Origin of the sequence: Shewanella abyssi (genome assembly GCF_023284025.1) — a bacterium.
Lineage (GTDB): Bacteria > Pseudomonadota > Gammaproteobacteria > Enterobacterales > Shewanellaceae > Shewanella > Shewanella abyssi.
Genome location: NZ_JAKIKR010000022.1, coordinates 23,480 through 46,731, shown reverse-complemented (window position 1 = coordinate 46,731; position 23,252 = coordinate 23,480). Strand labels below are relative to the sequence as shown.

At 46.2% G+C, this 23,252-nt stretch carries 15 protein-coding genes; 9 read left to right on the top strand and 6 right to left on the bottom strand.

The window, feature by feature from the left end; translation table 11 throughout:
* Positions 1–106: 106 nt before the first annotated feature.
* Positions 107–1,036 carry a tRNA modification radical SAM protein MnmL/YtqA gene (mnmL, locus tag L2755_RS11320; protein WP_248980803.1) on the bottom strand — a complete coding sequence of 310 codons (930 nt, stop codon included), beginning with the start codon at positions 1,034–1,036 and terminating at the stop codon, positions 107–109.
* Between the two features lie 488 nt (positions 1,037–1,524).
* Here mnmL and gltB point away from each other — a divergent pair, with 488 nt between their 5' ends.
* The 3 genes from gltB to L2755_RS11305 all read left to right on the top strand — a co-directional run bounded on the left by gltB (position 1,525) and on the right by L2755_RS11305 (position 9,499).
* Positions 1,525–5,973 (top strand): glutamate synthase large subunit, encoded by a 4,449-nt coding sequence (gene gltB, locus L2755_RS11315; protein ID WP_248980802.1) that lies wholly within the window; start codon positions 1,525–1,527, stop codon positions 5,971–5,973.
* A gap of 6 nt (positions 5,974–5,979) precedes the next feature.
* Positions 5,980–7,389 (top strand): FAD-dependent oxidoreductase, encoded by a 1,410-nt coding sequence (locus L2755_RS11310; protein WP_248980801.1) that lies wholly within the window; start codon positions 5,980–5,982, stop codon positions 7,387–7,389.
* Positions 7,390–8,275: 886 nt separating this feature from the next.
* Complete coding sequence (locus tag L2755_RS11305) at positions 8,276–9,499, top strand: PfkB family carbohydrate kinase (protein WP_248980800.1); 1,224 nt, start codon at positions 8,276–8,278, stop codon at positions 9,497–9,499.
* Positions 9,500–9,644: 145 nt separating this feature from the next.
* Here the strand turns inward: L2755_RS11305 and L2755_RS11300 are convergent, their stop codons facing one another.
* Both L2755_RS11300 and L2755_RS11295 read right to left on the bottom strand, forming a co-directional pair.
* The gene (locus L2755_RS11300; RefSeq protein ID WP_248980799.1) at positions 9,645–10,619 is read right to left on the bottom strand and encodes a nucleoside hydrolase; all 975 of its coding nucleotides are present in this window, start codon (positions 10,617–10,619) and stop codon (positions 9,645–9,647) included.
* A gap of 772 nt (positions 10,620–11,391) precedes the next feature.
* Positions 11,392–14,205 (bottom strand): PKD domain-containing protein, encoded by a 2,814-nt coding sequence (locus L2755_RS11295; RefSeq protein WP_248980798.1) that lies wholly within the window; start codon positions 14,203–14,205, stop codon positions 11,392–11,394.
* A 656-nt stretch (positions 14,206–14,861) separates the two neighbouring features.
* Between L2755_RS11295 and betI the strand changes: the two genes are divergently transcribed.
* The 6 genes from betI to L2755_RS11265 all read left to right on the top strand — a co-directional run bounded on the left by betI (position 14,862) and on the right by L2755_RS11265 (position 21,758).
* Positions 14,862–15,467, top strand: coding sequence for a transcriptional regulator BetI (gene betI / locus L2755_RS11290; RefSeq protein WP_248980797.1), 606 nt, complete (start codon positions 14,862–14,864; stop codon positions 15,465–15,467).
* Positions 15,458–16,921: a betaine-aldehyde dehydrogenase gene (gene betB / locus L2755_RS11285; RefSeq protein ID WP_248980796.1), complete on the top strand. Its 1,464-nt coding sequence runs from the start codon at positions 15,458–15,460 to the stop codon at positions 16,919–16,921. The genes betI and betB overlap by 10 nt, the downstream gene beginning before the upstream one ends.
* Before the next feature lie 9 nt (positions 16,922–16,930).
* Positions 16,931–18,631 (top strand): choline dehydrogenase, encoded by a 1,701-nt coding sequence (betA, locus tag L2755_RS11280; RefSeq protein WP_248980795.1) that lies wholly within the window; start codon positions 16,931–16,933, stop codon positions 18,629–18,631.
* Positions 18,632–19,199: 568 nt separating this feature from the next.
* Positions 19,200–20,417 carry a BCCT family transporter gene (locus L2755_RS11275; protein ID WP_248980794.1) on the top strand — a complete coding sequence of 406 codons (1,218 nt, stop codon included), beginning with the start codon at positions 19,200–19,202 and terminating at the stop codon, positions 20,415–20,417.
* Between the two features lie 19 nt (positions 20,418–20,436).
* Positions 20,437–21,141 (top strand): TorF family putative porin, encoded by a 705-nt coding sequence (locus L2755_RS11270; protein WP_248980793.1) that lies wholly within the window; start codon positions 20,437–20,439, stop codon positions 21,139–21,141.
* Between the two features lie 128 nt (positions 21,142–21,269).
* Positions 21,270–21,758: a MarR family winged helix-turn-helix transcriptional regulator gene (locus tag L2755_RS11265; RefSeq protein WP_248980792.1), complete on the top strand. Its 489-nt coding sequence runs from the start codon at positions 21,270–21,272 to the stop codon at positions 21,756–21,758.
* Between the two features lie 7 nt (positions 21,759–21,765).
* On the opposite strand, the gene L2755_RS22205 is transcribed toward L2755_RS11265, so the two are convergent.
* From L2755_RS22205 to L2755_RS11255, 3 genes are all read right to left on the bottom strand, one after another.
* Entirely contained in the window at positions 21,766–21,894 is a 129-nt protein-coding gene (locus L2755_RS22205) for a hypothetical protein (RefSeq protein WP_283102809.1), read from the bottom strand.
* 46 nt (positions 21,895–21,940) lie between these two features.
* Positions 21,941–22,396, bottom strand: a complete 456-nt coding sequence (locus L2755_RS11260) for a GNAT family N-acetyltransferase (protein WP_248980791.1) — start codon at positions 22,394–22,396, stop codon at positions 21,941–21,943.
* 238 nt (positions 22,397–22,634) lie between these two features.
* Entirely contained in the window at positions 22,635–23,075 is a 441-nt protein-coding gene (locus L2755_RS11255) for a group II intron maturase-specific domain-containing protein (RefSeq protein WP_283102811.1), read from the bottom strand.
* Positions 23,076–23,252: the final 177 nt, after the last annotated feature.

Here is a 23,252-nt window from a genome sequence, read left to right as displayed (position 1 = left end):
CATTGCCAATTTAACCTTTTATTAACCTAGATTTAATCAAAAGGTATCACTAATTGCTAAATCTAGCGATTTTTACCCCGCGAGATTTAACAGTACTACAAACCACTTAAGTCATCTTTGCTTGAGCTGTAGCCAAACTGCTGCCTTGCGCACCTTTGGCTTTTAAATCATCGACAATAGCCACTAAACCATCCCAACGAAAAGCACACCAATCTGGTGCTAATAGCATAGGTTTTTTAGCATAAGCTGTCACTCGATGGAAGATAATGTCTGTAGGAGTACGACGGATTAACTCTCCCACACTGTAGGCATAATCCTCTATGGCTAACAGATCCATTTTATCGTTGCGCCAGGCTTTAGCCATGGTACTACCCTCTACAATATGTAACGGGTGCAGCTTTAATCCATCAACACCCGCGTCCAACACTTTATCTAACGTATTGAGGTAATCAGCATGGCCTTCACCAGGCAAGCCCAAAATCAGATGAGTACAGACTTTAATGCCTTTTTCTCGGGCGCGTTTTACCGTATCTGCATAGGTTTCAAAATCATGGCCGCGATTGATCTTCTTTAAGGTGCGATTATTCGCCGTTTGCAGGCCCAGCTCTAACCACACATCTAGCCCTTGCTGTTGATAGTCAGCGAGTAAAGCAATCACTTCATCTGGCACACAATCAGGACGCGTACCGACACATAATCCGACAATGTCGCTGTCTTGTATCGCTTCATCGTATTTCTGCTTTAGTACTAAATACTCGTCATAAGTACTGGTGTACGCCTGAAAGTAAGCAATGTACTTAGAGGGTTTAGTTGATAGTCGCTCACGGCCTTGGCTTAACTGCGCAGGTATCGACAGTTCAGTTTTATGCTCATGGCTAAACGAGGCCACGTTACAATAAGTGCATCCACCTTTGCCAAGCGTGCCATCTCGGTTTGGACAGGTAAATTTGGCGTCAATGGTCAGCTTACGGATCCGCTCCCCATATCGCTGCTTACATACACTGCCAAACGTATTAACGTAACTATCCAAGCCCAAAGTAAACCACCTAACCTAAAAATTTGCGCCATTCTATTCATTTCTGCAAATCATTAATTAGCGCTAGCTCAAATAACCATAATTTCGTTGCAATCTTTATCCGCTACACATTAACCGAGTAATTATATTAGCTTATGCATAATTAGTCAGACCTTGAAGTGACTATCATTTCACTGTATTTGCAATAAAAATCACTTTCTGTAAATAGGCTGTAATCACAGCTATTGTTACAATCAGGTAAACAGAAGCAAACTCTAAATTTAAAATTCTTTTTATTCAGAAGGTTATAGGTGGCAATTCACAGTTTACGTAAAGGTAAACCTAGTCGACCAAGCGTATGAATTAGCTAGCTTAGTGTAAAAGTTATGCAATAAATTGGTTTGACCTTTAGTGCGCTTAGGGTTAATTTGGTTGATTCGGGTGCATATATATAGATATTTTGTGCTTTTTCTCCCGAGGTGTATCAGTTGAAGTTAGGGAGTGTACCAATGAGCTTATATCATCCAAGTTTTGAACGGGACAATTGTGGTTTTGGGCTTATCGCTCAAATGGACGGTGAAGCGAGTCACCGTATAGTACGTACCGCGATTCAGGGATTGGACCGCATGAAACACCGTGGTGGTATTGCCTCAGATGGACGTACCGGTGATGGTTGTGGATTATTGATGCAACTGCCTACGGAATTTTTTAAAGCAATTGCTGTAGAGAATGATTGGCATTTAAGCCGCCGTTTTGCTGTGGGTATGCTTTTTCTTAGCCAAGATAAAGAGTTGGCAACACAGACCAAGCACTTACTAGAGCAAGAGCTACAGAAAGAAACCTTGAGTGTGGCAGGTTGGCGAGATGTGCCCGTTAATCCTGACGTCTTAGGCCCTATCGGCAAAGCAAGTCAGCCGCAAATCGTTCAAGTACTGATTAACGCCCCCATTGGTTGGCGCGAAAAAGACTTAGAACGCCGCCTCTATATGGCAAGACGCCGCGTAGAGCAGCAACTGAGCCATGATAAAGATTTTTATATTGCCAGTTTATCCGGCCAGGTCATCGTCTATAAAGGCTTGATGATGCCAGCGGATCTGCCCTCATTTTATAGTGATTTGGCCGATATACGCCTGCAAAGCGCTATCTGTTTATTCCACCAGCGCTTCTCTACCAATACCTCACCAAAGTGGCCATTGGCACAGCCTTTTAGATATTTAGCCCACAATGGTGAGATCAATACCATTGCCGGTAACCGTCAATGGGCACGAGCCCGTGCCTACAAGTTTCATGCGCCGCTATTACCTGACTTGCAGCAAGCAGCGCCATTCGTCAATGAAACCGGTTCAGATTCATCAGCACTAGATAACATGCTAGAGATGCTGCTAGCCGGCGGTATGGACTTGTACCGAGCCATGCGCTTGCTTATTCCACCAGCGTGGCAGAGTAATCCAGAAATGGATGCCGAATTAAAAGCCTTCTATGACTTTAACTCTATGCACATGGAACCTTGGGATGGCCCTGCAGGCATTGTCATGACCAATGGCCGCCACGCTGCGTGCGCCGTCGATCGTAACGGTTTGCGCCCATCACGCTATGTCATCACTAAAGACCGTATTTTAACCTTGGCCTCAGAGGTTGGTATTTGGGACTACGCTCCAGATGAAGTGATTGAGAAAGGCCGCGTTGGCCCAGGTGAGCTACTGGTACTCGATACCTTAAATGGTCAGCTGTACTCTTCGTTTGAGATTGATAACGATCTTAAACGTCGCCACCCATACAAAGAGTGGATGTCGAAGAACAGTAAAGTACTCAAGCCCGCTGAAGATTTTGGTCCTAATGAGCAAGGTAAACGTGAATACAGTGACGAGCAACTGCTGCAATATCAAAAGCAGTTTGGTTATTCCCGCGAAGAGCTAGAACAAGTTATTTGGGTTCTGGCGCAACGAGGCGAAGAAGCGACAGGTTCAATGGGCGATGATACGCCAATGGCAGTATTGTCGAAAAAGTCGCGTACTATCTACGACTACTTCCGTCAAAAGTTTGCTCAAGTAACCAATCCACCCATAGATCCATTGCGTGAAAAACACGTGATGTCACTCACCACCTGCGCCGGTCGTGAGCAAAACTTATTTAATGAAACCACCGGACACGCTTATCGCGTGATGTTCAATTCACCGGTGCTGCTGTTTAGCGATTTTAATCAGCTGATGGCATTAGATAGCACCTACTATCGCGCTAACACTATCGATCTCAATTACGACTTAAGCGAAGGTCTTGAAGCCGCCGTTAAACGTATCTGTGATGAAGCCGAGCGACTCGCAAGAACGGGATCCACACTGCTGGTGTTATCAGACCGCGCCACCGCTAAGTCTAAACAGGTTATTCCGGCGGCCATGGCTGTCGGCGCCGTGCAGCAAATATTAGTCAACAAGAGCCTACGCTGCGACACCAACATTATTGTTGAAACCGCATCTGCGCGTGACCCACATCATTTCGCGGTACTGCTTGGCTTTGGTGCCACCGCCATTTACCCCTACTTGGTGTATGAGTGCATCTCAGATCTCGCTAAACGTAATGGCGTTGAAAACACCCGTGACTTAATGCTCAACTTCCGTCAGGGCATCGACAAAGGTCTGCGTAAGATCATGTCGAAGATGGGCATTAGTACAGTCGCCTCTTACCGTTGTAGTCAACAGTTCGAAGCTGTTGGTCTCGCTGATGAAGTGGTTGAGTTGTGCTTTAACGGCGTCATTAGCCGTATTCAAGGCGCGAGTTTTGCGTTGATTGAACAAGATCAACAACTGCTGCATAAGGCTGCCTTTAGAGCACATCAGCAACTGCCCCAAGGCGGATTACTAAAATACGTTGCAGGCGGTGAATACCATTGTTTTAACCCAGATGTGGTTAATACCTTGCAAGCGAGCCTTCGCGACCAAGATTACGTTAACTACAAACGCTTTACTGAATTAGTCGATAACCGCCCTATTGCCACCTTAAGAGACTTGATTGAAGTTAAAGGCGAGCTGCCAGCCGTTGATGTTGCCAACGTCGAAGCCGCTAAAACACTGTTCAGCCGTTTTGACAGCGCAGCCATGAGTATCGGTGCCCTTAGCCCTGAAGCTCACGAAGCACTAGCGGTGGCAATGAACCGCCTTGGCGGTCGCTCAAACTCAGGTGAAGGCGGAGAAGACCCACGCCGCTTTAACACTGAAGGTAACTCAGCCATCAAGCAGGTTGCCTCAGGCCGTTTCGGTGTGACGGCACATTACTTAGTCAACGCCGAAGTATTACAGATTAAAATCGCCCAAGGCGCTAAGCCGGGTGAAGGGGGACAACTGCCTGGTGATAAGGTCAGTGTTGAAATTGCCGCGCTGCGTAATGCGCGCCCCGGCGTCACCCTTATTTCACCGCCACCACATCATGACATCTACTCGATTGAAGATTTAGCCCAGCTGATCTTTGATTTGAAACAGATAAACCCTAAGGCCTTAGTCTCGGTGAAACTGGTATCAGAGCCAGGCGTCGGCACTATCGCTACCGGTGTCGCTAAAGCCTACGCCGATATGATCACCATTTCAGGTTATGACGGCGGTACAGGCGCTAGCCCCATTACCTCGGTAAAGTATGCCGGCAGTCCATGGGAACTAGGGCTTGCAGAAGTGCATCAGTCGCTAGTGACCAACGGCCTACGTCATAAAATTCGCTTGCAGGTGGATGGCGGTTTAAAAACCGGTAAAGACGTCATTAAAGCCGCGCTGCTTGGCGCCGAAAGCTTTGGTTTTGGTACCGTGCCTATGATTGCACTGGGGTGTAAATACCTGCGTATTTGTCATCTCAACAACTGTGCAACGGGCGTCGCCACCCAAAACAAGCAACTGCGTAACGAGCATTACCACGGCTTGCCTGAGCGAGTGATGACTTACTTTGAGTTTGTCGCGCAAGAGATCCGCGAGTACATGGCGGACTTAGGTGTCACTGAATTTGAACAGCTTGTTGGCCGTAGTGATTGGTTAACGGCATTAGAGGGCGAAACCGCTAAGCAGCAAGGTTTAGATCTAACGCCCATTCTATATCGTCCTCAAGTGCCAGCAACCTCGGCCGTGACATGGCAAGAGACTAATCCACCATTAGATCCAGGCAGCTTAAATCAACGTCTGGTTGAGGATTGCAAAGAGGCGGTATTAGCTGGCCAGTCAATTTGTGAGATGTTCAACATCAACAATACTGACCGCTCAGTGGGAGCCAGCCTTTCGGGTTACATTGCTACCCATGCCGGTCGTGATGGTGCCAAATCGCCTATCACGCTTAAATTTAATGGCAGTGCAGGCCAAAGCTTTGGCGTGTGGAACGCTCCAGGCCTTGAGCTATTGCTGTGCGGCGACGCTAACGATTACGTTGGTAAAGGCATGTCAGGCGGTAAGATTTGCGTCTATCCGCCATTAGGCAGTCCCTTCAAGTCAGAGCGTTCAACCATTTTAGGTAACACCTGTTTGTACGGTGCATCAGGCGGTAAATTGTTTGCATCGGGTCAAGCTGGCGAGCGTTTCGCTGTGCGTAACTCAGGCGCGATTGCCGTGGTTGAAGGTTTAGGTGATAACGGTTGTGAATACATGACTGGCGGCATCGTTGTTGTACTAGGCTGCACAGGCGTTAACTTCGGCGCTGGTATGACAGGTGGTTTTGCTTATGTGTTTGACCAATTCGGCCGTTTCAATCGCCGCGTCAATACTGAGATGGTCGACACCCATAAAGTGCAGTCAGCGATTCAACAGCAACATCTACGCGAGTTGATTGAGCAGCATGTTAAAGAGACCAACAGTGAACACGCCAAGATGATCTTAAATGATTTCGAGAACTGGATAGATTGCTTCATTTTAGTCAAACCTAAAAATGTTGAGCTGAGCGATCTTTTAAAGTTAACGCCATCAGAACCTGCACTAGCAGTCAGAGCGGGGTAAGTAAAAATGAGCAATGATTTTCAGTTTATTGAAGTTGGTCGCAAAGACCCCACTAAACACGCTGCCAAGCAACGTGCGACGCAGTTTATAGAGATATACCAGCCTTTTGCTCAGCAACAGGTAGCAGAGCAATCTGACCGCTGTCTTGACTGCGGAAACCCCTATTGTGAATGGAAATGCCCACTGCATAACTACATTCCCAACTGGCTGGAGTTAGCGAAACAGGGCCGTATTATGGAAGCGGCAGACTTGGTACACGAGACCAATACCCTGCCCGAGATCTGTGGCCGTGTTTGCCCACAAGACAGACTGTGTGAAGGGGCTTGTACCCTTAACGAAGAGTTCGGCGCCGTGACAATCGGTAATGTGGAGAAGTACATTAGCGATACCGCCATATCCCAAGGCTGGCGCCCGGATTTGACCAAGGTGACCCCGCGTAAAGAGCGCGTTGCCATTATTGGTGCCGGCCCAGCAGGCCTAGGTTGCGCCGACATACTCGCCCGCAATGGTGTTCAGGCTGTGGTTTATGACAAAAATGTGCAAATTGGCGGTCTACTCACCTATGGCATCCCCTCGTTCAAGCTCGACAAAGAGGTGATGCAGGTGCGCCGCAACGTGCTTGAGGGCATGGGTATCGAGTTTAAGCTCGGCGTTACCGTCGGCAAAGATATCGACTTTAAAGAGTTGCTTGAAAACTACGATGCGGTTTTCCTCGGTATGGGTACCTATACCGCGATGAAAGCTAACCTTGTTGGCGAAGATGCTCAAGGCGTACATCAAGCACTGCCCTACCTTATCGGTAACACCCATAATGTGATGGGCACAGAGTGTGTTGATAACCCTTACCTGAGTCTTGCCGGTAAGCGAGTCGTGGTGTTAGGTGGTGGTGATACCGCCATGGATTGTGTCCGCACTGCAGTGCGCCAAGGAGCAACCAAAGTAACTTGTGTCTACCGCCGTGACGAAGCCAATATGCCAGGTTCACGCCGCGAAGTGCAAAATGCTCGCGAGGAGGGGGTTGAATTCCTCTTTAACCGCCAGCCAAGTGAGATTAAAACCGTCGATGGCAAAGTGGTGGGTATTGAGTGTACTGAAACTCAGCTCGGTGAAGCCGATGCCAGTGGCCGCCGCCGACCAGTGCCGATGGAGGGCAGCGAACAGGTTCTCGAAGCTGACGCCATCATTATCGCCTTTGGTTTCCAGCCAAGCCCTGCCAAGTGGTTTGCGGACTTTGATATCGAACTCAACGACTGGGGTTTAGTGAAAGCACCCAAAGTGGCCGACAACCCATTCCAAACCAGCAACCCAAAAGTGTTTGCTGGGGGCGATATGGTCCGCGGTTCTGATTTAGTGGTCACCGCGATTGCCGAAGGTCGCGATGCCGCACTCGGTATTCTCAACACCTTCGAGGATTAAGTTTAGTGCTAGCTTAAGGCCAACAGTTTGTGATTGGCGCTCCGAATGGAGCGCTTTTTTTTTGCTTGTGCGCTGTAACTCGTCGTTGGATAAAAGTAGGTTACCTTCAGGCAGAAGTGGTTCCAATGACCTGCGGTCAGCATATGTGCAGACGCTACTGATGCACGCTTTGCGCCATCTGACCTCCAAGGACGGAGGGAATGCCAAATTCTGTATGGAACAGAATTGGCCATGGCCGCTCTACGGTTTCATCCCTGAAACCGAAGGCCTCAGCCGTATCTACACTGGGTTTGAAAAGCACAACAGTCCACCAATTGAGTTTTCAATTTAAAGACACAAGCCTGCGATTAAACTAAATGACCAAACTGAATAACCTTTACTCTCAGAAACCAATCTCCCCCGTTGGAAATTTCGCTGTTTGAAATTTCGCTGTTTGAAATTTCGCCGGGGCGCTGAGGGATTATCAAGGGGTACAAGCGCTTTACCCCTTGATTCGGGTGTGGGCGAAGCGCCACGACTTTGATTTGGATTTTGATTTGAAAAAAGCAATAGCTGATAGAGCAGCCAAATCGATTTGTGGCAAAGGTGAGTTAGCTTCAACCCGAAGTGGTTCCAATTGCCTGCGGCAGGCATCTACACGGGGTTTCTAAAAGCGCAAACTCTCGGCATCTGCGTTTTAAATTTAAAACCACAAAAATCACTAACCTGCATAGCCAGCAGAACACCCAACTATCTAAAACTTTACCAATAACGGTCAACGAATGGGCAGACTAACCAAAGGGGTTTTAAGGCCCTCCTTAAAAAACAAACCAACTGGTGCGTTTCCCATGCTAAGCTTTTAGCTAAATCACAGCCGCTGCAATGCTCTACGCGTATATTCGACCCTATGAACAAACTAAGCCGAAATGAAAGACTGACTGTTATCTTAAAACTGCTCAGCGAACATAAAACCTTATCAAATGCACAACTTGCCAAGTTACTGCAGGTAACGCCAAAGACCATTCGTTGTGATCTGGTGTACCTAGAAAGCGAGCAACAGGTGATAAGGACACATGGTGGTGTTCAAATCTCTGCACAATTTGATGCCGATAAATATTGCTTGGATAGTTTGCTGTCTCAACTAACCTCCAGCAAAACCTTATCGGGTCTTATATCCCAGACTCCCATTAACAATAGGGTTAACAATAGGGTCAACAAAATGAATAATAAGGTTTTTATACTCGGTTCTTTTAACGTCGATATCGTCTCTACATTGGAACGATTCCCACAACCGGGTGAAACACTGCATTCACTGAGTAACAATATCGGCGCTGGCGGCAAGGGAGCAAACCAAGCCTACGCTGCGGCAAAAGCGGGCGCGAGCGTTACCTTTATGACCAAGATAGGCAAAGACCAGTTCAGCCACTTTGCCAAAGAGCATCTCGCGGGCACTGGCATAGAAAAAACCATTATCGTCGAATCTGATGTCAGCCCCACTGGCAACGCGCTTATTTATGTTTGTGAAGCCACTGGCGAAAATATGATTGCGGTGCATTCTGGTGCTAATACCGAAGTCACCCAAGATGAGGTTTTGCAGGCCGAGCAACACATTATCGGTGCCAACCTCTTGCTGACACAACTGGAGAACAATATCGATGCCATTAAGCAGTCGATGCAGATAGCCCATAGTCACGGGGTTAAAGTGGTACTGAATCCCGCGCCTTATCATGACGACACCCCATCATTATTAAAGTACGTCGACGTGATCACCCCAAATGAGACCGAAGCCTCTTTAATGACGGGCATCGAAGTGAGCAGCCTTAACAGCGCCAAACTGGCGGCAAAGAAGATCAATCAGATGGGGGTTAATACCGTGGTGATCACCCGTGGCGCGCAAGGCGTGTTGGTGTATGAAAATGAGCGCTTCAGCGAAGTTGCCGCGATAAAATGCGTAGTAACAGATACTACCGGTGCAGGCGATGCCTTTAACGGCGCATTGGTGGCGCAGATGGTAACCGGAGCCAACCTATTCGAAGCGGCGAAATACGCTAATGCATACGCATCTTTGGCGGTTGAACGTGAAGGTGCGGCGAATATGCCAGATGCCAGCTTAGTGGCAGCGCGGCTATAGCCTTCAAGAGGAAACTGTAATACCCGCTCAATAAAAAAGCCTAGTGTTTAGCACTAGGCTTTTTTGGTTCTTTTGCTTTATGAGAGGCTTTTAAAGCTCATTTAGATACAGGCTGCTTAGATTGAGCCTCCTTAAATTCAGGTAGTTAGGCCTTTTTATGGCTGTAATCAATAATGCTCTGGCGGTAAATTTCTAGCAGTTCTGCATCTTTCACTGCAACTCCCACTCGCTGAGGTGGTTGGGTTTCCCATTCGTCATGCATGTAGATACGACCATCAAACTTCTGCACCGTCATGCCTTCAGCGGGTCCATCGGTGATCACGCGAACCGGTCCTTCTCTTAGGGTAAACAGCTCTGGCTTTATCACATAGGCAATCGCTGACGGGTCATGCACATGGCAAGCATCTAAACCGACTTTCTCTTTATAGAACTTGAGGTAGAAACGGCTAACATCCCAGATGAATTGCCCGACTTCACCGGCATCATCACGCAGCTTATCTAAGTACTCAGCGGTGAAGAAGCTTTGCTCAGTCACATCCAGTCCAATAATCACCACTGGCCATGAGGCACCAAAGACGATGTCGGCCCCATGGGGATCGTCATGAATATTGGCTTCTGCATAAGGGGTCACATTACCACGATGGTCGTTAACGCCAAATGCGCCACCCATGATGACCACTTCTTTAACTAAATTGACTATATTGGGTTCGGCTTGTAGCGCTAAGGCCAGATTAGTTAACGGGCCGATAGCCACAATAGTGATCTCATTAGGCTCTGCTGTTACCGCATCGATAATGTATTGATATGCCGGGCGCGAGTCCGCCTTGCCTTCAACCTCGGCTGGCACTTGAACATCGCCGAAACCGCTCTCGCCATGCACCGCGACTGTCGGTCCGACCGGAGGTCTAACCAAAGGCTTGCTGGCACCTTCGGCCACATCGGCTGCAAAGCCATATTTCTGCTTCAGATAAAGTGCATTATGGGTCGCGCCTTTGATTGTCACATTGCCGTATATGGTGGTGATTGCTGTTAGCTCAATCTCAGGATGCGCCTCAGCGAACAGGATAGCCATAACATCATCAATACCCGGATCTGTGTCTAGAATTATTTTTTTTACCATTGAATCTATCATCCTGTTAATTGGTATATCAATTGATACATGTTTCATTCTTTAGATCCCTGTTTAGGGTTAAAAGAAGATAAAGAATACATTAATAAAAAGTCTAGCAGCTTAAGCGTGCTAAATAAGTACCTACTTAACCACTATCGGTAAGTTACCGTCTAATGCTGCTGCAAATAAGCAGAGGCTATAACCAACTCAAGATAACTAATATGCGAATAGAACCAAAAAATTATACGAGTAGAACCAAACAATGAGTGTGATAGAGGCGCTAACTTCCACAAAAAAGAGAACAACTAAGTTCGTTTAATCCAAGGTATCGCCTGCTAAGTCTCAATCTCGGCCAGGGTAAACGTGAACTTCGTCGCGTAACTAGCGCTAAATATGCCACTACAGGTGTTCTAAATAGCAATAGAATCTCGCGCGCTAAAAACTGCAACCAAGTGGCTAGTTTACGCGAGTTCATGACTGGTTTGCTTCAACATCGTCGCAGCGGATGAACTTGAAAAAGCAGAGAGGTAAGGAGTACAAACATTTTAAGAGGTTGAATTTGCGACTTTATTCATGAAAGTGGTCTTGAGGTAGCAACTTGGTGTCTGGCCTACTTGCATATACAGACAACTATTTGAAAAATGCTGTCCCCCCTATAGCTCAACAACCTAACTATCTGACCATGTTTTACTTTGCTATATGCAGCGGTTTTATCTCACCATTTAAAGCTTATTATAAAATGGGTGAGGTAAAAAACCTCACCCATTCTGATTAGAACTCGTTACTTTATGGTTAATCGTCGACGTAACATTATCAAAGACAAACCAATTAAGCTTAACAATCCAGTAGTACCGCCTGAATCATTATCACTCTTTGTAGGTTCTGCTATCGGTGTAGGTGTAGGTGCTGTTATTACTGCAATACTGTGAATGACACCTGTTGTGCCATCGTTGTCAGTAATAGTAAGCGACACCATGTAACCACCTGCTGCAGAATAAGCATGACTAGGGTTAGCTTCGTCACTGCTTGTTCCATCACCAAAATTCCACAAGTAGGCAACTATTTCGCCGTCACTGTCGGTAGATTCATCACTATTAAAGCTAATAGTCTCTGCCGGAGCTGCCGCATAAGGGCCATCTATTTGGGCAACAGGTTTCACATTCGCTTCAGTGATTGTAACCTCTGTATTCGCAACCCCTTGATTACCTTTTTTATCGGTAACCTTTAAATTCACCTCATACTCTCCCGCAACGGCAAAGTAATGAATAGGGTTTGGCTCATCTGAGCTCGAACCGTCAGCAAATTCCCACAGATAAGACACTATCTCAGCATCTCCCGCTTGAGTGCTCTCACTTGAAAATGCAACCGCCTCACCAGTTGCAGCATTGGCAGCAACGTCGATATGAGCCGTTGCAGGTTTTGAAGCCGCTACTGTTACTTGCGCGGTAGAGACGCGAGTAGCACCTAAGTTATTGGTTACCGATAACATAGCGGTATATACCCCTGCATATCGGTAACTGTGCAGTGGATTACTTTCTTCGCTAGCCTCGCTACCGTCTCCAAAATCCCACAAATAGCTTTCAATGGTACCAGCGGCATAACTTGAACCCGCGCTACTAAAGCTTATATCGTCTTTATCTTCGCCAGCGTCAAGGCCAATGTACGGACCATTGGCATTGGCAATCGGCATTTCAGACCAAGGTAGGTCGTATGTGACAAGAAGTTTAGCACCACTGTAATCTAAAAATGGATCAATCATGACACTGTATAGACCGCCAACTTCAGCCGCTGGCACGACAAGCTCACCGCCGGAATCGAGTGCGAGTTCATTAAAATCACAGTCTTCCAGAATGCCTGGAGCAGACCAAGGCATGCAATCGTTACCATCTTCTTCCATGGTCACGCCCGCGCCCATTTTAACGGCCATATCTGGATCGCCATCGTAGCCGTTAGGAATTTGAAAGTTAACGCGAATCGCAGCTTCTGGTATGGTGAATTCGTAGAGTTTCGGATCATCGCCATTGTTGGCTTGAATGTCTTCAGTTAGCAGTTTTACTCGAGTACAACCTTCACAGAGGGTCGGGTCCTCCAAAGCAACAATACGTATTCGAGCGTTTGAGTACTCACTAAAAGCATGCACGGTCGCATAATACGTGCCTGGATTAGGCGCAAAAACTTTAACAAATTCTGGGCTGCCAACAGCGGAAAAAGAGGTAAAGTCAGTGGTCCAATTATCATCGTCACCTAAAACTGCTTCAGTACCAAAACGAACGTACATGTCAGGGTCTTGTGTATAGTTGTCTAAGAAGACAGCTAGCAATTCAACACTCTCATCAACGACAATTGGGTAATGTGTGATGCTGCCTTTATCAGCAGCGAGTTCCGTTGCCTCAAACAACAGTGTTCCCTCAGGCAGTTCATCCAAACCACTGCCGTCCCATTCATGTTCACCGATAGCGGCAAACTCACCTAGACCAGTGGCGATTAAGTTATCGTCACTCCACAATGTGCGCCGTGCAGGGTGATGCAGCGCCGCCGTAGTACGCTTATTCTGATCTAGGGTGAACATGGCGTAGTTGTCGGAGTAATGCATAAAGTTTTCGGTATTGGTTTTTTCACCAAGACAATTTGGATAATTGTCTTGTGTATCACTCGATTCCAATTGTGGGGTATCGCAAATATTATCGCCAGATAAGCCACAAAAAAGCGCATCTTCAGGAGAACAACTACCACCCCAAAAGATGTGCTTTAGATTTAACCAATGGCCAAATTCGTGAGTCAGTACTGAGCGAAAGTTTTCACCATGGGCCAGGTAACGCTCACCGCCTATTACTTCGGCATTTGTGCCGAGATAGGCACCATTGTAAACCACGCGAGCAAGATTTTTGTCTGACATGTCTACCGATGGATAAAAAGCTAGACCGGAATTGGTTTTGTCGCCATCATTATACAAGTCATGCTGGATATACACGTTCATGTACTTGTAATTGTCCCAAGCATCTGCAGCAATCGCCGCATTAACGTCCGCTATATCTTCATCACCATAACCTGAGATCAAGCCGTCGTTATGACGGATTATGCCGTTGGTGGGATTGCCATCTGGGTCAAGCTTTGCCAGCACAAATTCTACGTTGAGATTGCTTCGAATATCCTGAAACTGTTCAAGTATCGGCCCATCAAGAGTGTTAAGACCCTGTATGTCCCCGTTGGTTTTATTAAGTGCATCAATAAGGGTTTCGTCAGTGACGCAAGTGTAAGTATCGTCACCTTCGCTACAGTTATGTATGTCTTGACCATATACATGCACAACAACCGGAATGTAGTAGCGATTTTCAGCTGCCATCGGGTCGACAGCATTCAACTGTGCCACAGAGCTTTTAGCTATATCAAGCCCAGCTTTTTTTGCATCCAACCTTTGAAGTTGTTGGGGAGTGAAGTTGCTAGATTGCCAAAGCTGGCCATTGTCATCAGTACCACAGCTAATCGCTGTTGAACTGGATGGCTTTGCTCCATTTAAGTCTGCTTGAAAGGTATCTCCAGCATACGATAGCAATGGCAGGGTTGCGGCCATTAATCCAATAAAACGGATGTTCATTGAGTCTTCCTTAACGTGTAATTTGTTTACAAGGTCTATTGATTATTCAGACTTATAATTAGTATTTTGATGATTGAGATGTTTTCTCACTTACGGAAGTGATCAACTTCCAACGTCGAGGATACTGTATACTTTATTCAAACCAATTGTAAGTGAAATGTTACATTTGTTAATTAACTGCACGACAGCAACCCGCTTTGAACTCAATAGCTGCCATCGTTAATAACACCTCCCACATCCAACCAAACTAGCAAGACGAGTTGATGTCGACTCGCTATAGCGCCCCAGAAAATACTCACTAGCATTGATATCGCTTCCAAGCGGCCAATTCGCAATTTAGTCCAAACCTAAAAATCAGCGAAAGATTACGGCTGAAACTAATTTTTGCTCTAACTTTATTTATCGCTAATTTATCTGTTTTGGACAATTATCAGATGCTTATTTTGTTTGTTATTAAACAACCACTTGCGGATAGACCGCCCCAAGCATAAGTCGACGAATTAAATCTGTGACACAAGTCGCAAACTTTAATAAAGGTTGATAGTTACAGCTCTAACCATTAGAGTTGTTATTAATTGAACGTTCAATTAACAATTAAACGTACAAAGTCGCTAACAATATAACTAATAAGAATCGTACTCAGGATCCCCTCTTTTATGCCGCGCCCATCAATGAAAACAGTCCGACAGCAGCAGCTCATAGACGCTACATTAGTCTCTGTTGAGCGTCATGGTTTGCACAACACCACCATCAATACCATTAGTGGCTTGGCAGGATTATCATCGGGACTGATTAGTCATTACTTTGGCGGCAAACAGGGGTTAATCGAGGCGACGCAAAAATATCTACTCGATCAGCTTAAACAAGCCTTATTGAGTCGCACAGCAGATAAGGAACTGCTGCCACTGGCCAGATTGCACGCGATTGTTGAAGCCAACTTTACCGAGCTACAACGCTCTCGACCGGCTACAAAAACCTGGTTAAGCTTTTGGTCGCAAGCGATGCACCAGCCAGGACTGGCTAGATTGCAACATATCAACAGTCAACGTTTATACAGCAACCTTTTGTTCTCTTTTAAAAAACTACTTCCCCAGGATGATGCCACCGCGGCTGCGAAACAGACCGCTGCGATGATCGATGGCTTTTGGTTACGCAGTGCATTAAGTCATTCACCAGCGAAAGAGTTCGAACAGGCCCAAATATTATGTAAAGCCTTTATCGAGGCCGTTATCATGCAGTACGGAGCAAATCGATGTCATTAGTTGTTTACCCCAATTACGTCCACGGGCAAGCGCTCTCCAATGAAACAGGCGAAACCTTTGAAGTCATCAATCCAGCCAATGGAGAAGTGAGCTATTTAGTCGAAGTCGCCGATGAGAAGATCCAACAAGCCGCCATTAAAAGTGCCAAATTAGGTTTTGAAACTTGGTCAAAAATGACCGCTATAGAACGTAGCCGCATCTTGCTTAGAGCCGTTGCCCTACTTCGAGAACGCAATGATGAGCTTGCCGCCATTGAAGTACAAGATACGGGTAAGCCATGGCAAGAAGCCTCTGTGGTTGATGTTGTTACCGGTGCTGACTCTATTGAATTCTTTGCCGGACTCGCCCCAAGTATCGAAGGCAATCAACAAAGCGTTGGCGATGATTTTTATTACACTCGCCGCGAGCCTCTGGGCATTTGCGCCGGTATTGGCGCCTGGAACTACCCGTTACAGATAGCATGCTGGAAGTCAGCGCCTGCGCTTGCTTGCGGTAATGTGATGATCTTTAAGCCATCGGAAGAAACCCCACTCGGCGCATTAAAGCTGGCTGAAATTTTTAGCGCCGCTGGCGTACCCGATGGTGTATTTAACGTGGTACAAGGTGACGGCCGCGTCGGCGCCTGGCTTACTCACCATGAAGACATTGCCAAAGTGTCTTTCACTGGTGAAGTCGGCACCGGTAAAAAAGTGATGGCCGCAGCGGCAAGTTCACTTAAAGATGTCACCATGGAACTTGGCGGAAAATCACCGCTCATTATCTTTAATGACGCCGATATCGACAACGCTGTTTCAGCCGCCATGCTGGGGAACTTCTATACCCAAGGCGAGATCTGTACTAACGGCACCCGAGTGTTTGTGCAGCAAGATATCTACCCTCGCTTTATAGAGAAGCTACTGCAACGCACCAGGGACAACATTGTTTGTGGCGATCCTATGGATCCACAGACTAACTTTGGCGCACTAATTTCAAAAGCACATCAGCAAAGAGTGCTTAGCCTTATTGAAATTGGCAAGAGTGAAGGCGCCGAGCTACTCAGCGGGGGTCACGCACTCACCCCTGACAACAGCCCTAACGGTTACTTTGTTGCACCGACTATTTTTGGTCAATGCACCGATGAAATGACCCTGAGCAAAGAAGAGATCTTTGGCCCAGTAATGTCAGTACTGCCTTTTAGCGATGAAGATGAAGTTATTCGCCGCGCCAATGACACCCGCTTAGGCTTAGCCGCGGGGGTATTTACCCAAGACATTACTCGCGCCCATCGCGTTATTCATCAGATGCAGGCGGGTATTTGCTGGATTAATGCCTATGGCGCTTCACCGGCTGAAATGCCAGTAGGCGGATACAAGATGTCTGGTATTGGCCGTGAAAATGGCAGCGAAACACTCAAAGCTTACACCCAAATCAAAGCCGTATATGTTGGTATGCAGCCTCTTGAAAGTCCATTTTAAGGAGCTAACATGACCCAATCTAATAACTCAGAATACGATTACATTATTGTCGGTGCAGGCAGCGCTGGTTGTGTGCTGGCTAACCGTTTATCGGCAGATCCCAGTAACAAGGTATTGTTACTGGAAACCGGTGGTAGCGATAAGAGCATCTTTATTCAGATGCCGACGGCCCTTTCTATTCCAATGAATACGGCTAAGTATGCTTGGCAGTTTGAAACTGAAGCAGAGCCACATCTTGATAATCGCCGTATGCATTGCCCACGGGGTAAAGTATTGGGCGGCTCGTCATCGATTAACGGCATGGTCTATGTACGTGGCCATGCGCGTGATTTTGATGAATGGCAGCAGACTGGTGCCAAGGATTGGGATTATGCCCATTGCCTGCCCTATTTCAAAAAAGCTGAAAACTGGTCTTTTGGGACAGATGACTATCGTGGTGTTGACGGACCTTTAGCGGTCAATAACGGCAACAACATGAAAAACCCACTATACCAAGCCTTTGTCGATGCGGGTGTTGATGCGGGTTATCTGGCAACGGCAGACTATAACGGTGCCCAGCAAGAAGGCTTTGGCCCAATGCACATGACCATTAAAAATGGGGTGCGCTGGTCTACATCTAACGCCTACTTAAGGCCGGCAATGAAGCGTGAAAACCTCACCGTTATCACCCATGCTTTAGTGCACAAGGTGCTGTTTTCAACCAAAGCTGGTGAGAGCAAAAAAGCGGTTGGTGTTCACTTTGAGCGCAAAGGTAAGCATGTGGAAGTTAATGCCAATAAAGAAGTGGTGTTATCTGCAGGCTCTATCGGTTCACCGCATATACTGCAACTCTCTGGTGTTGGCGCGGCAAAAACACTGGCAAGTGCAGGCATTGAACAGGTTCACGAACTCCCTGGTGTTGGCGAGAACCTGCAAGATCACCTTGAGTTTTACTTCCAGTTTAAATGCCTAAAGCCAATATCACTTAACGGCAAAATAGACCCTCTCAGCAAGTTGTTTATTGGTACTCGCTGGATATTGAATAAGTCAGGACTTGGCGCGACCAATCACTTTGAGTCTTGCGGCTTTATTCGCTCGAAAGCGGGGCTTGAGTGGCCGGATCTTCAATACCACTTTTTACCCGCAGCGATGCGTTATGACGGCAAAGAAGCCTTTGCAGGTCACGGCTTCCAAGTGCATATTGGCCATAACAAGCCTAAGAGCCGGGGGAGCGTTAAAGTGGTTTCCAAGGATGCTCATGTTGCACCGAGTATTCAGTTTAACTATCTATCCCATCAAGATGATATCGAAGGGTTCCGCGCTTGTGTGCGCCTGACTCGCGAGATCATCAATCAGCCTGCGCTGGATGAATACCGCGGCGAAGAGATCCAACCGGGTACCGCGGTCGAAACCGATGAACAGATCGATAGCTTTGTTAGAAGCTCAGTTGAAAGCGCCTATCATCCATCATGCTCATGCAAGATGGGCGAAGATCCGCTGGCAGTCGTCGACTCGCAAACGCGAGTACACGGATTACAAAACCTAAGAGTGGTTGATTCTTCAATATTTCCTACCATTCCCAATGGCAACTTAAACTCACCTACCATCATGTTAGCGGAACGCGCAGCTGACTTGATTTTGAGTAACGCACCACTTGCACCAAGTCGTGCTGCCGTTATTACCGCTAATGACTGGCAACAGCAGCAGCGGAATAAGGCACCAACAAGATAGCGCGTTTAATTTGCCAACGGGTCCATTGGCAAATTAATACGATGTCCCCAACGACCTGAAGATGCTCGGCAATCAATATGCTGCGTCTTCAAACCGTTGGGTAAATACCCATCTTACCTGAAGAAGCAGGGTTCAGTGGGAGTTTAATAGGCTTTAATCAAGGCAGTGATTGCTGCGAATGGTCATTCCCTTGGTTAAATCAGTAACACTGAGTAAAGCCTATTAAAACCCATCGAAGAAGGCGTTGTGCAAGCTCACTTCGTTGTTGCAATAACTAAAAAGGGAATAACCCTGACTACGTTAATGCGCCTAGAGTTGAACTGGCACAACGCCTCTGAAACGAGCATTTTCAAGTAGGATGGGTATGGGCAACTGACCAGCCTAAGCCAAGTAGGGCTAAATGGTCTTAATCGCCACGTTTAATTTATCAAACCTTAACTTTCGTTAAAACGATAGTTAAGGCTTGAGGGATTTTTGCAGCCAAAAATCGGCTGCAAGTTGGTAACTACAAAACAAGAAAAGGATTTAAACCTATGTTTTACCTTAAGAATAAGTTAGGAACTCAATAATGACTACTTGGCTTACTATCGGGATATTATTTACTTTTGCCGCCATCGCCTTTGTCATTTATCGCTGGGGTAATGTGAAATGTGTTGGTGTTACACCAGTGCGTACCTTTACCTTTATCGCTATCTTATTTACCTCAGGCTTAGATGTGGGGCTGATCATGTTCCCATTGACAGAGTTTGCTGGTTACGCCGATTTAGGTGCCAGTCCGGAATATGGTTTTACCAATCCATTAGCGATTGAGTTTGGCTTCTGGGCATTTCTAATCTGGGCATTTTACTTTTTAACCTGTTTCTATTTTTGCGTCATAGAACCAAGAGTGAAGTTCTTCGAAATTCCGCTGATCAAGTTTATTAACAACGTAGTGATTATTGGAACCTGTGCCTTTACCGCATACCTGTTGTTAACCAACTTACCCTGGTACCTCCCCGAAATGGGCGACGGCGAAACCATTGTCAGCAGCTTCTATCTCATCGTATTTGTGATTATTGCAGTAGCGGTTTACTCAAGCACCAGCATTCGTTATGTACGCATTCTTAGCTTAGCCAGTACTTGGTTATTTATCGGCTTGATCGGACTTATGTGGGCCGGCGCTTTCCTATCTGACGGCAGCGGCATCGGTGAATTTGTCTCAACCTTCGCATTGATTGGCGACTACTTTGGCAATATTCACAACTTTGTATTACCGATTAATGATTACCACGAATTCTATCTATTCTGGTGGTTTGCTTGGAGCATCATGATTGGTCAGTTTACCTCACGCTTTGTTGGCGGTATGCGAACTTACCAGGTGCTGATAGCGATGATGGTATTCCCGTCACTGCCAATCGCAGTGTGGTTTACCGTGTTGTATTACTACAGCGCCAATGAGATAGCCACCACAGGTTTCTATAACCTCGCCATGGTCATGGTGGGCATCACTTTTGTGGTCAACTCACTCGACTCCTTGATCCGCCTTTATACCGACAACCTTAACCTAACAGTTGAGCGTTTTGGCAAGACCAAATACATCGTCGGCAATATCCTATTGATGAGTGGCCTGACTTTATTGTTCCAACTAAATTTCCTAGAAATTCAGTGGGTAGGTGCGCTAGCGATTGGTCTGATATTGGCTTGCTTCGGTTATATCTTAGCCACTAAGTATAAGAAAGTGGCCGCTATTGAGCATTCACCAAAAGAAAACAAAATTGACTTTAGCAAAATTGAATTAGCTAACTAATAAGAAACAAAGGAAAATGATGAAAACTACAATTAAAAATCTTGCACTAGTAGGGCTTATTGCCTTGCCAACAACTGCATTTGCAGGCGTTAGTTCAACAATCAACGCGACATCTGATTACACCTTTAACGGTGTAAGCCAAACAGATAACGGCCCCGCTTTACAGGCAAGCCTTGATTACGCAGCAGACGCAGGTTGGTATGTAGGAACTTGGGCATCAAACGTTGATTACGGCTCAGGTGATGATACTTGGTTAGAGCTAGATTTTTACGGCGGCATGTTCTACCAGCTAAGTGACAGTGTGTCTCTTGATGCAGGTATTGCTTACTATACTTACCATGGCGATGATATGTCTGATGAGTACCAGTATCCTGAGGTTTATACTAAGTTTGGTTATGGTTCATCATTAGGTCAGTCAGAATTAAATTTTTGGTACACATGGGATTACTTTGGTGTTGATGCCGGTCACTACATCATGATGGCTGCACACACATTTACTGTTGCTGAAGGCCATGATATTCGTATCAGCTTTGACCGTTCAACATCGACTGATGAGAACAAGTGGGCATGGGATGGTGAAAAAGCCTATAACCACTACCGCGCTGAGTACATGACCAGCTGGAAAGGTTTTGACTTTAACCTCGCCGTTGAAGACACCAGCATGGATATCGACACCGCCGATACCCGGGCAGTATTGTCGGTTGCAAGAAGCTTTAATTTTTAACTAGCCCTGTATTCGATATACTCTTGTACCTGAAGTCAAAAATGCGGTATAACGCTCTGTCGTTATGCCGTATTTTTTATAACTTTAGCTAAAATGGCTATGCAGTTTGATATCAATAGGAAAAAATTATGGAAAAATATGAACAGTTATTGATCTCACTGCGTCGAGTGATCCGAGCCATTGATATACATTCACGCCAATTAAATAAGCAGTCAGGCCTAACGGGTCCGCAGCTGATGGTGATGCAAAATATTGAGCAGCTTGATGCGCCATTGGCAAAGGAGATAGCCAAAGAGGTGTCTCTAAGCCCCGCAACTGTCACCACGATAGTCGATAAACTGGAAAGCCGTCAGTTAGTGATAAGAACCCGCAGCGAAACCGATAAGCGTAAAGTTCACCTATCATTAAGTGAATCAGGTAAAACCTTATTAAGTCGCTCGCCAAAACCGCTGCAAGAGCATTTTATTACCCGCTATCAAAATCTTGAACAGTGGGAACAAAGCCAGCTGTTATCGTCAGTTGAGCGTATCGCCTCGATGATGGATGCCAATGAGCTAGATGCAGCCCCCGTGTTATTGGTTGGGCAAATTCAAGCGGATGACGCTGCTAAGAGTTAACGTTAGCTTACACGTTTCCTATACCGATATTATTGGCCAACATATACGCATAGAGTTGCTGCGCATCAAGATCACTCGTTTGGCTTAATGCTTTAGCCACACTAGTTTGATCTGCTTGATTTCGATGTTGGCCCAATTTTTCCTTCCCTTGTAAGTCAGTAATCGTCCTTTTGAATAAAACGCTATAGTATTTTTGACATAAACAGACTATAAGGGTCCTCTTTATAGTCAGCAAATGGCAGACACAGTCTAAAACCAAACTGCTGATATAACTTTTGCGCAGGCTTAAAGGCGGCCATAGAGCCAGTTTCAAGACTTAATCGTTGATAACCGCGTTGCGTAGCCTCGGTAATGATATGCGCTAAAATTTTATGCGCCACGCCTTGCCTTATGAAATCCGCAGAGGTGCGCATCGACTTTATCTCGCCATGCCGTTTATCAAGTTGTTTAAGCGCCCCAATTCCGGCAAGTTTACCGCCACTCCATAGGCTCCAAACGGTAACACCTTCAGCTTTAAGCCCACTAATATCCAGCGCATGTACACTCTCGGCAGGCGAGTGCGACAACATATCTTGATGATGTTCCTGTAAAAGAGCCAATACTTGCTCACTATCTAACTGGCCTACTCGGATCTGCATATTAGCCTTAGGGTTTAGTTTTAGTTTTAGTAGGTCACATCAGGTTTGTTATTCATCAAACTTGAGTGTCACTCTATGGCTTTAATATCCTACTATAGACATACCATGTGTGACTCACTTTTGTCGGATAGGCGGCACTTGTCACCAAGTGCCGCCCTCCTAAGAACCCAGCGTGCAACTTTCACTGCACTGGGCTCAAGCCTCCACTAAGGCGTGTTACGTTACCCAGCTACCTACATTACATTGCAGCCAGAGCAGGTTCGAACCAAGAATTGCGACTTTGCTTTTTCGGTTTCCTCTTAACCAAATAGGCTAGATATTGAGGATCGAATGGCGTGGCAGCACTCCTGATTTTCACATGTCTCTTTATCGGCGTTTGAGCTATCTGAACCAGATTAAAATGGCAGTCCATGTTGGCGATTTTCTGCCAGCCGTGGAATTGCCACCCACCTATGCGATTCATGTAGTATTTTCGACGTACCCAGTCTTTGCTTTTCGTTAGGTGACGCCTTACCGCCCATCGCCATAACAACCAGAAAAGTTGATGGCCTACATAATCGAAAGTTCGCTTTGCCACACAATGACGATAATAATTCGCCCATCCTCTCAGCTTCGGATTCAAAATCTTAATGAGATCGTTTACTGGAATAGTTGCGTGCTTTTTTGCAAACTTAGCCAGCCATTAATAATCAATAACATAACTAGCTTTCAAACAGATATCAATACTCAGCATCTTTCAAATCATCAGATGAAATGTTTTCAATATGGCGACTGTAAAATACTTTGAAAAAGGAGCAAATTACGCGGGTTTAGTGAGTTTTAAGGCGTTGAATATTAACTCTGCGAAATAGCAAAG

Bases quoted from the DNA above. Each gene is read 5' to 3' on its own strand.
- gltB (WP_248980802.1), top strand. From the start codon at position 1,525: ATGAGCTTATATCATCCAAGTTTTGAACGGGACAATTGTGGTTTTGGG.
- L2755_RS11310 (WP_248980801.1), top strand. From the start codon at position 5,980: ATGAGCAATGATTTTCAGTTTATTGAAGTTGGTCGCAAAGACCCCACT.
- L2755_RS11305 (WP_248980800.1), top strand. From the start codon at position 8,276: ATGAACAAACTAAGCCGAAATGAAAGACTGACTGTTATCTTAAAACTG.
- L2755_RS11300 (WP_248980799.1), bottom strand. From the start codon at position 10,619: ATGGTAAAAAAAATAATTCTAGACACAGATCCGGGTATTGATGATGTT.
- L2755_RS11295 (WP_248980798.1), bottom strand. From the start codon at position 14,205: ATGAACATCCGTTTTATTGGATTAATGGCCGCAACCCTGCCATTGCTA.
- betI (WP_248980797.1), top strand. From the start codon at position 14,862: ATGCCGCGCCCATCAATGAAAACAGTCCGACAGCAGCAGCTCATAGAC.
- betB (WP_248980796.1), top strand. From the start codon at position 15,458: ATGTCATTAGTTGTTTACCCCAATTACGTCCACGGGCAAGCGCTCTCC.
- betA (WP_248980795.1), top strand. From the start codon at position 16,931: ATGACCCAATCTAATAACTCAGAATACGATTACATTATTGTCGGTGCA.
- L2755_RS11275 (WP_248980794.1), top strand. From the start codon at position 19,200: ATGACTACTTGGCTTACTATCGGGATATTATTTACTTTTGCCGCCATC.
- L2755_RS11270 (WP_248980793.1), top strand. From the start codon at position 20,437: ATGAAAACTACAATTAAAAATCTTGCACTAGTAGGGCTTATTGCCTTG.
- L2755_RS11265 (WP_248980792.1), top strand. From the start codon at position 21,270: ATGGAAAAATATGAACAGTTATTGATCTCACTGCGTCGAGTGATCCGA.
- L2755_RS11260 (WP_248980791.1), bottom strand. From the start codon at position 22,396: ATGCAGATCCGAGTAGGCCAGTTAGATAGTGAGCAAGTATTGGCTCTT.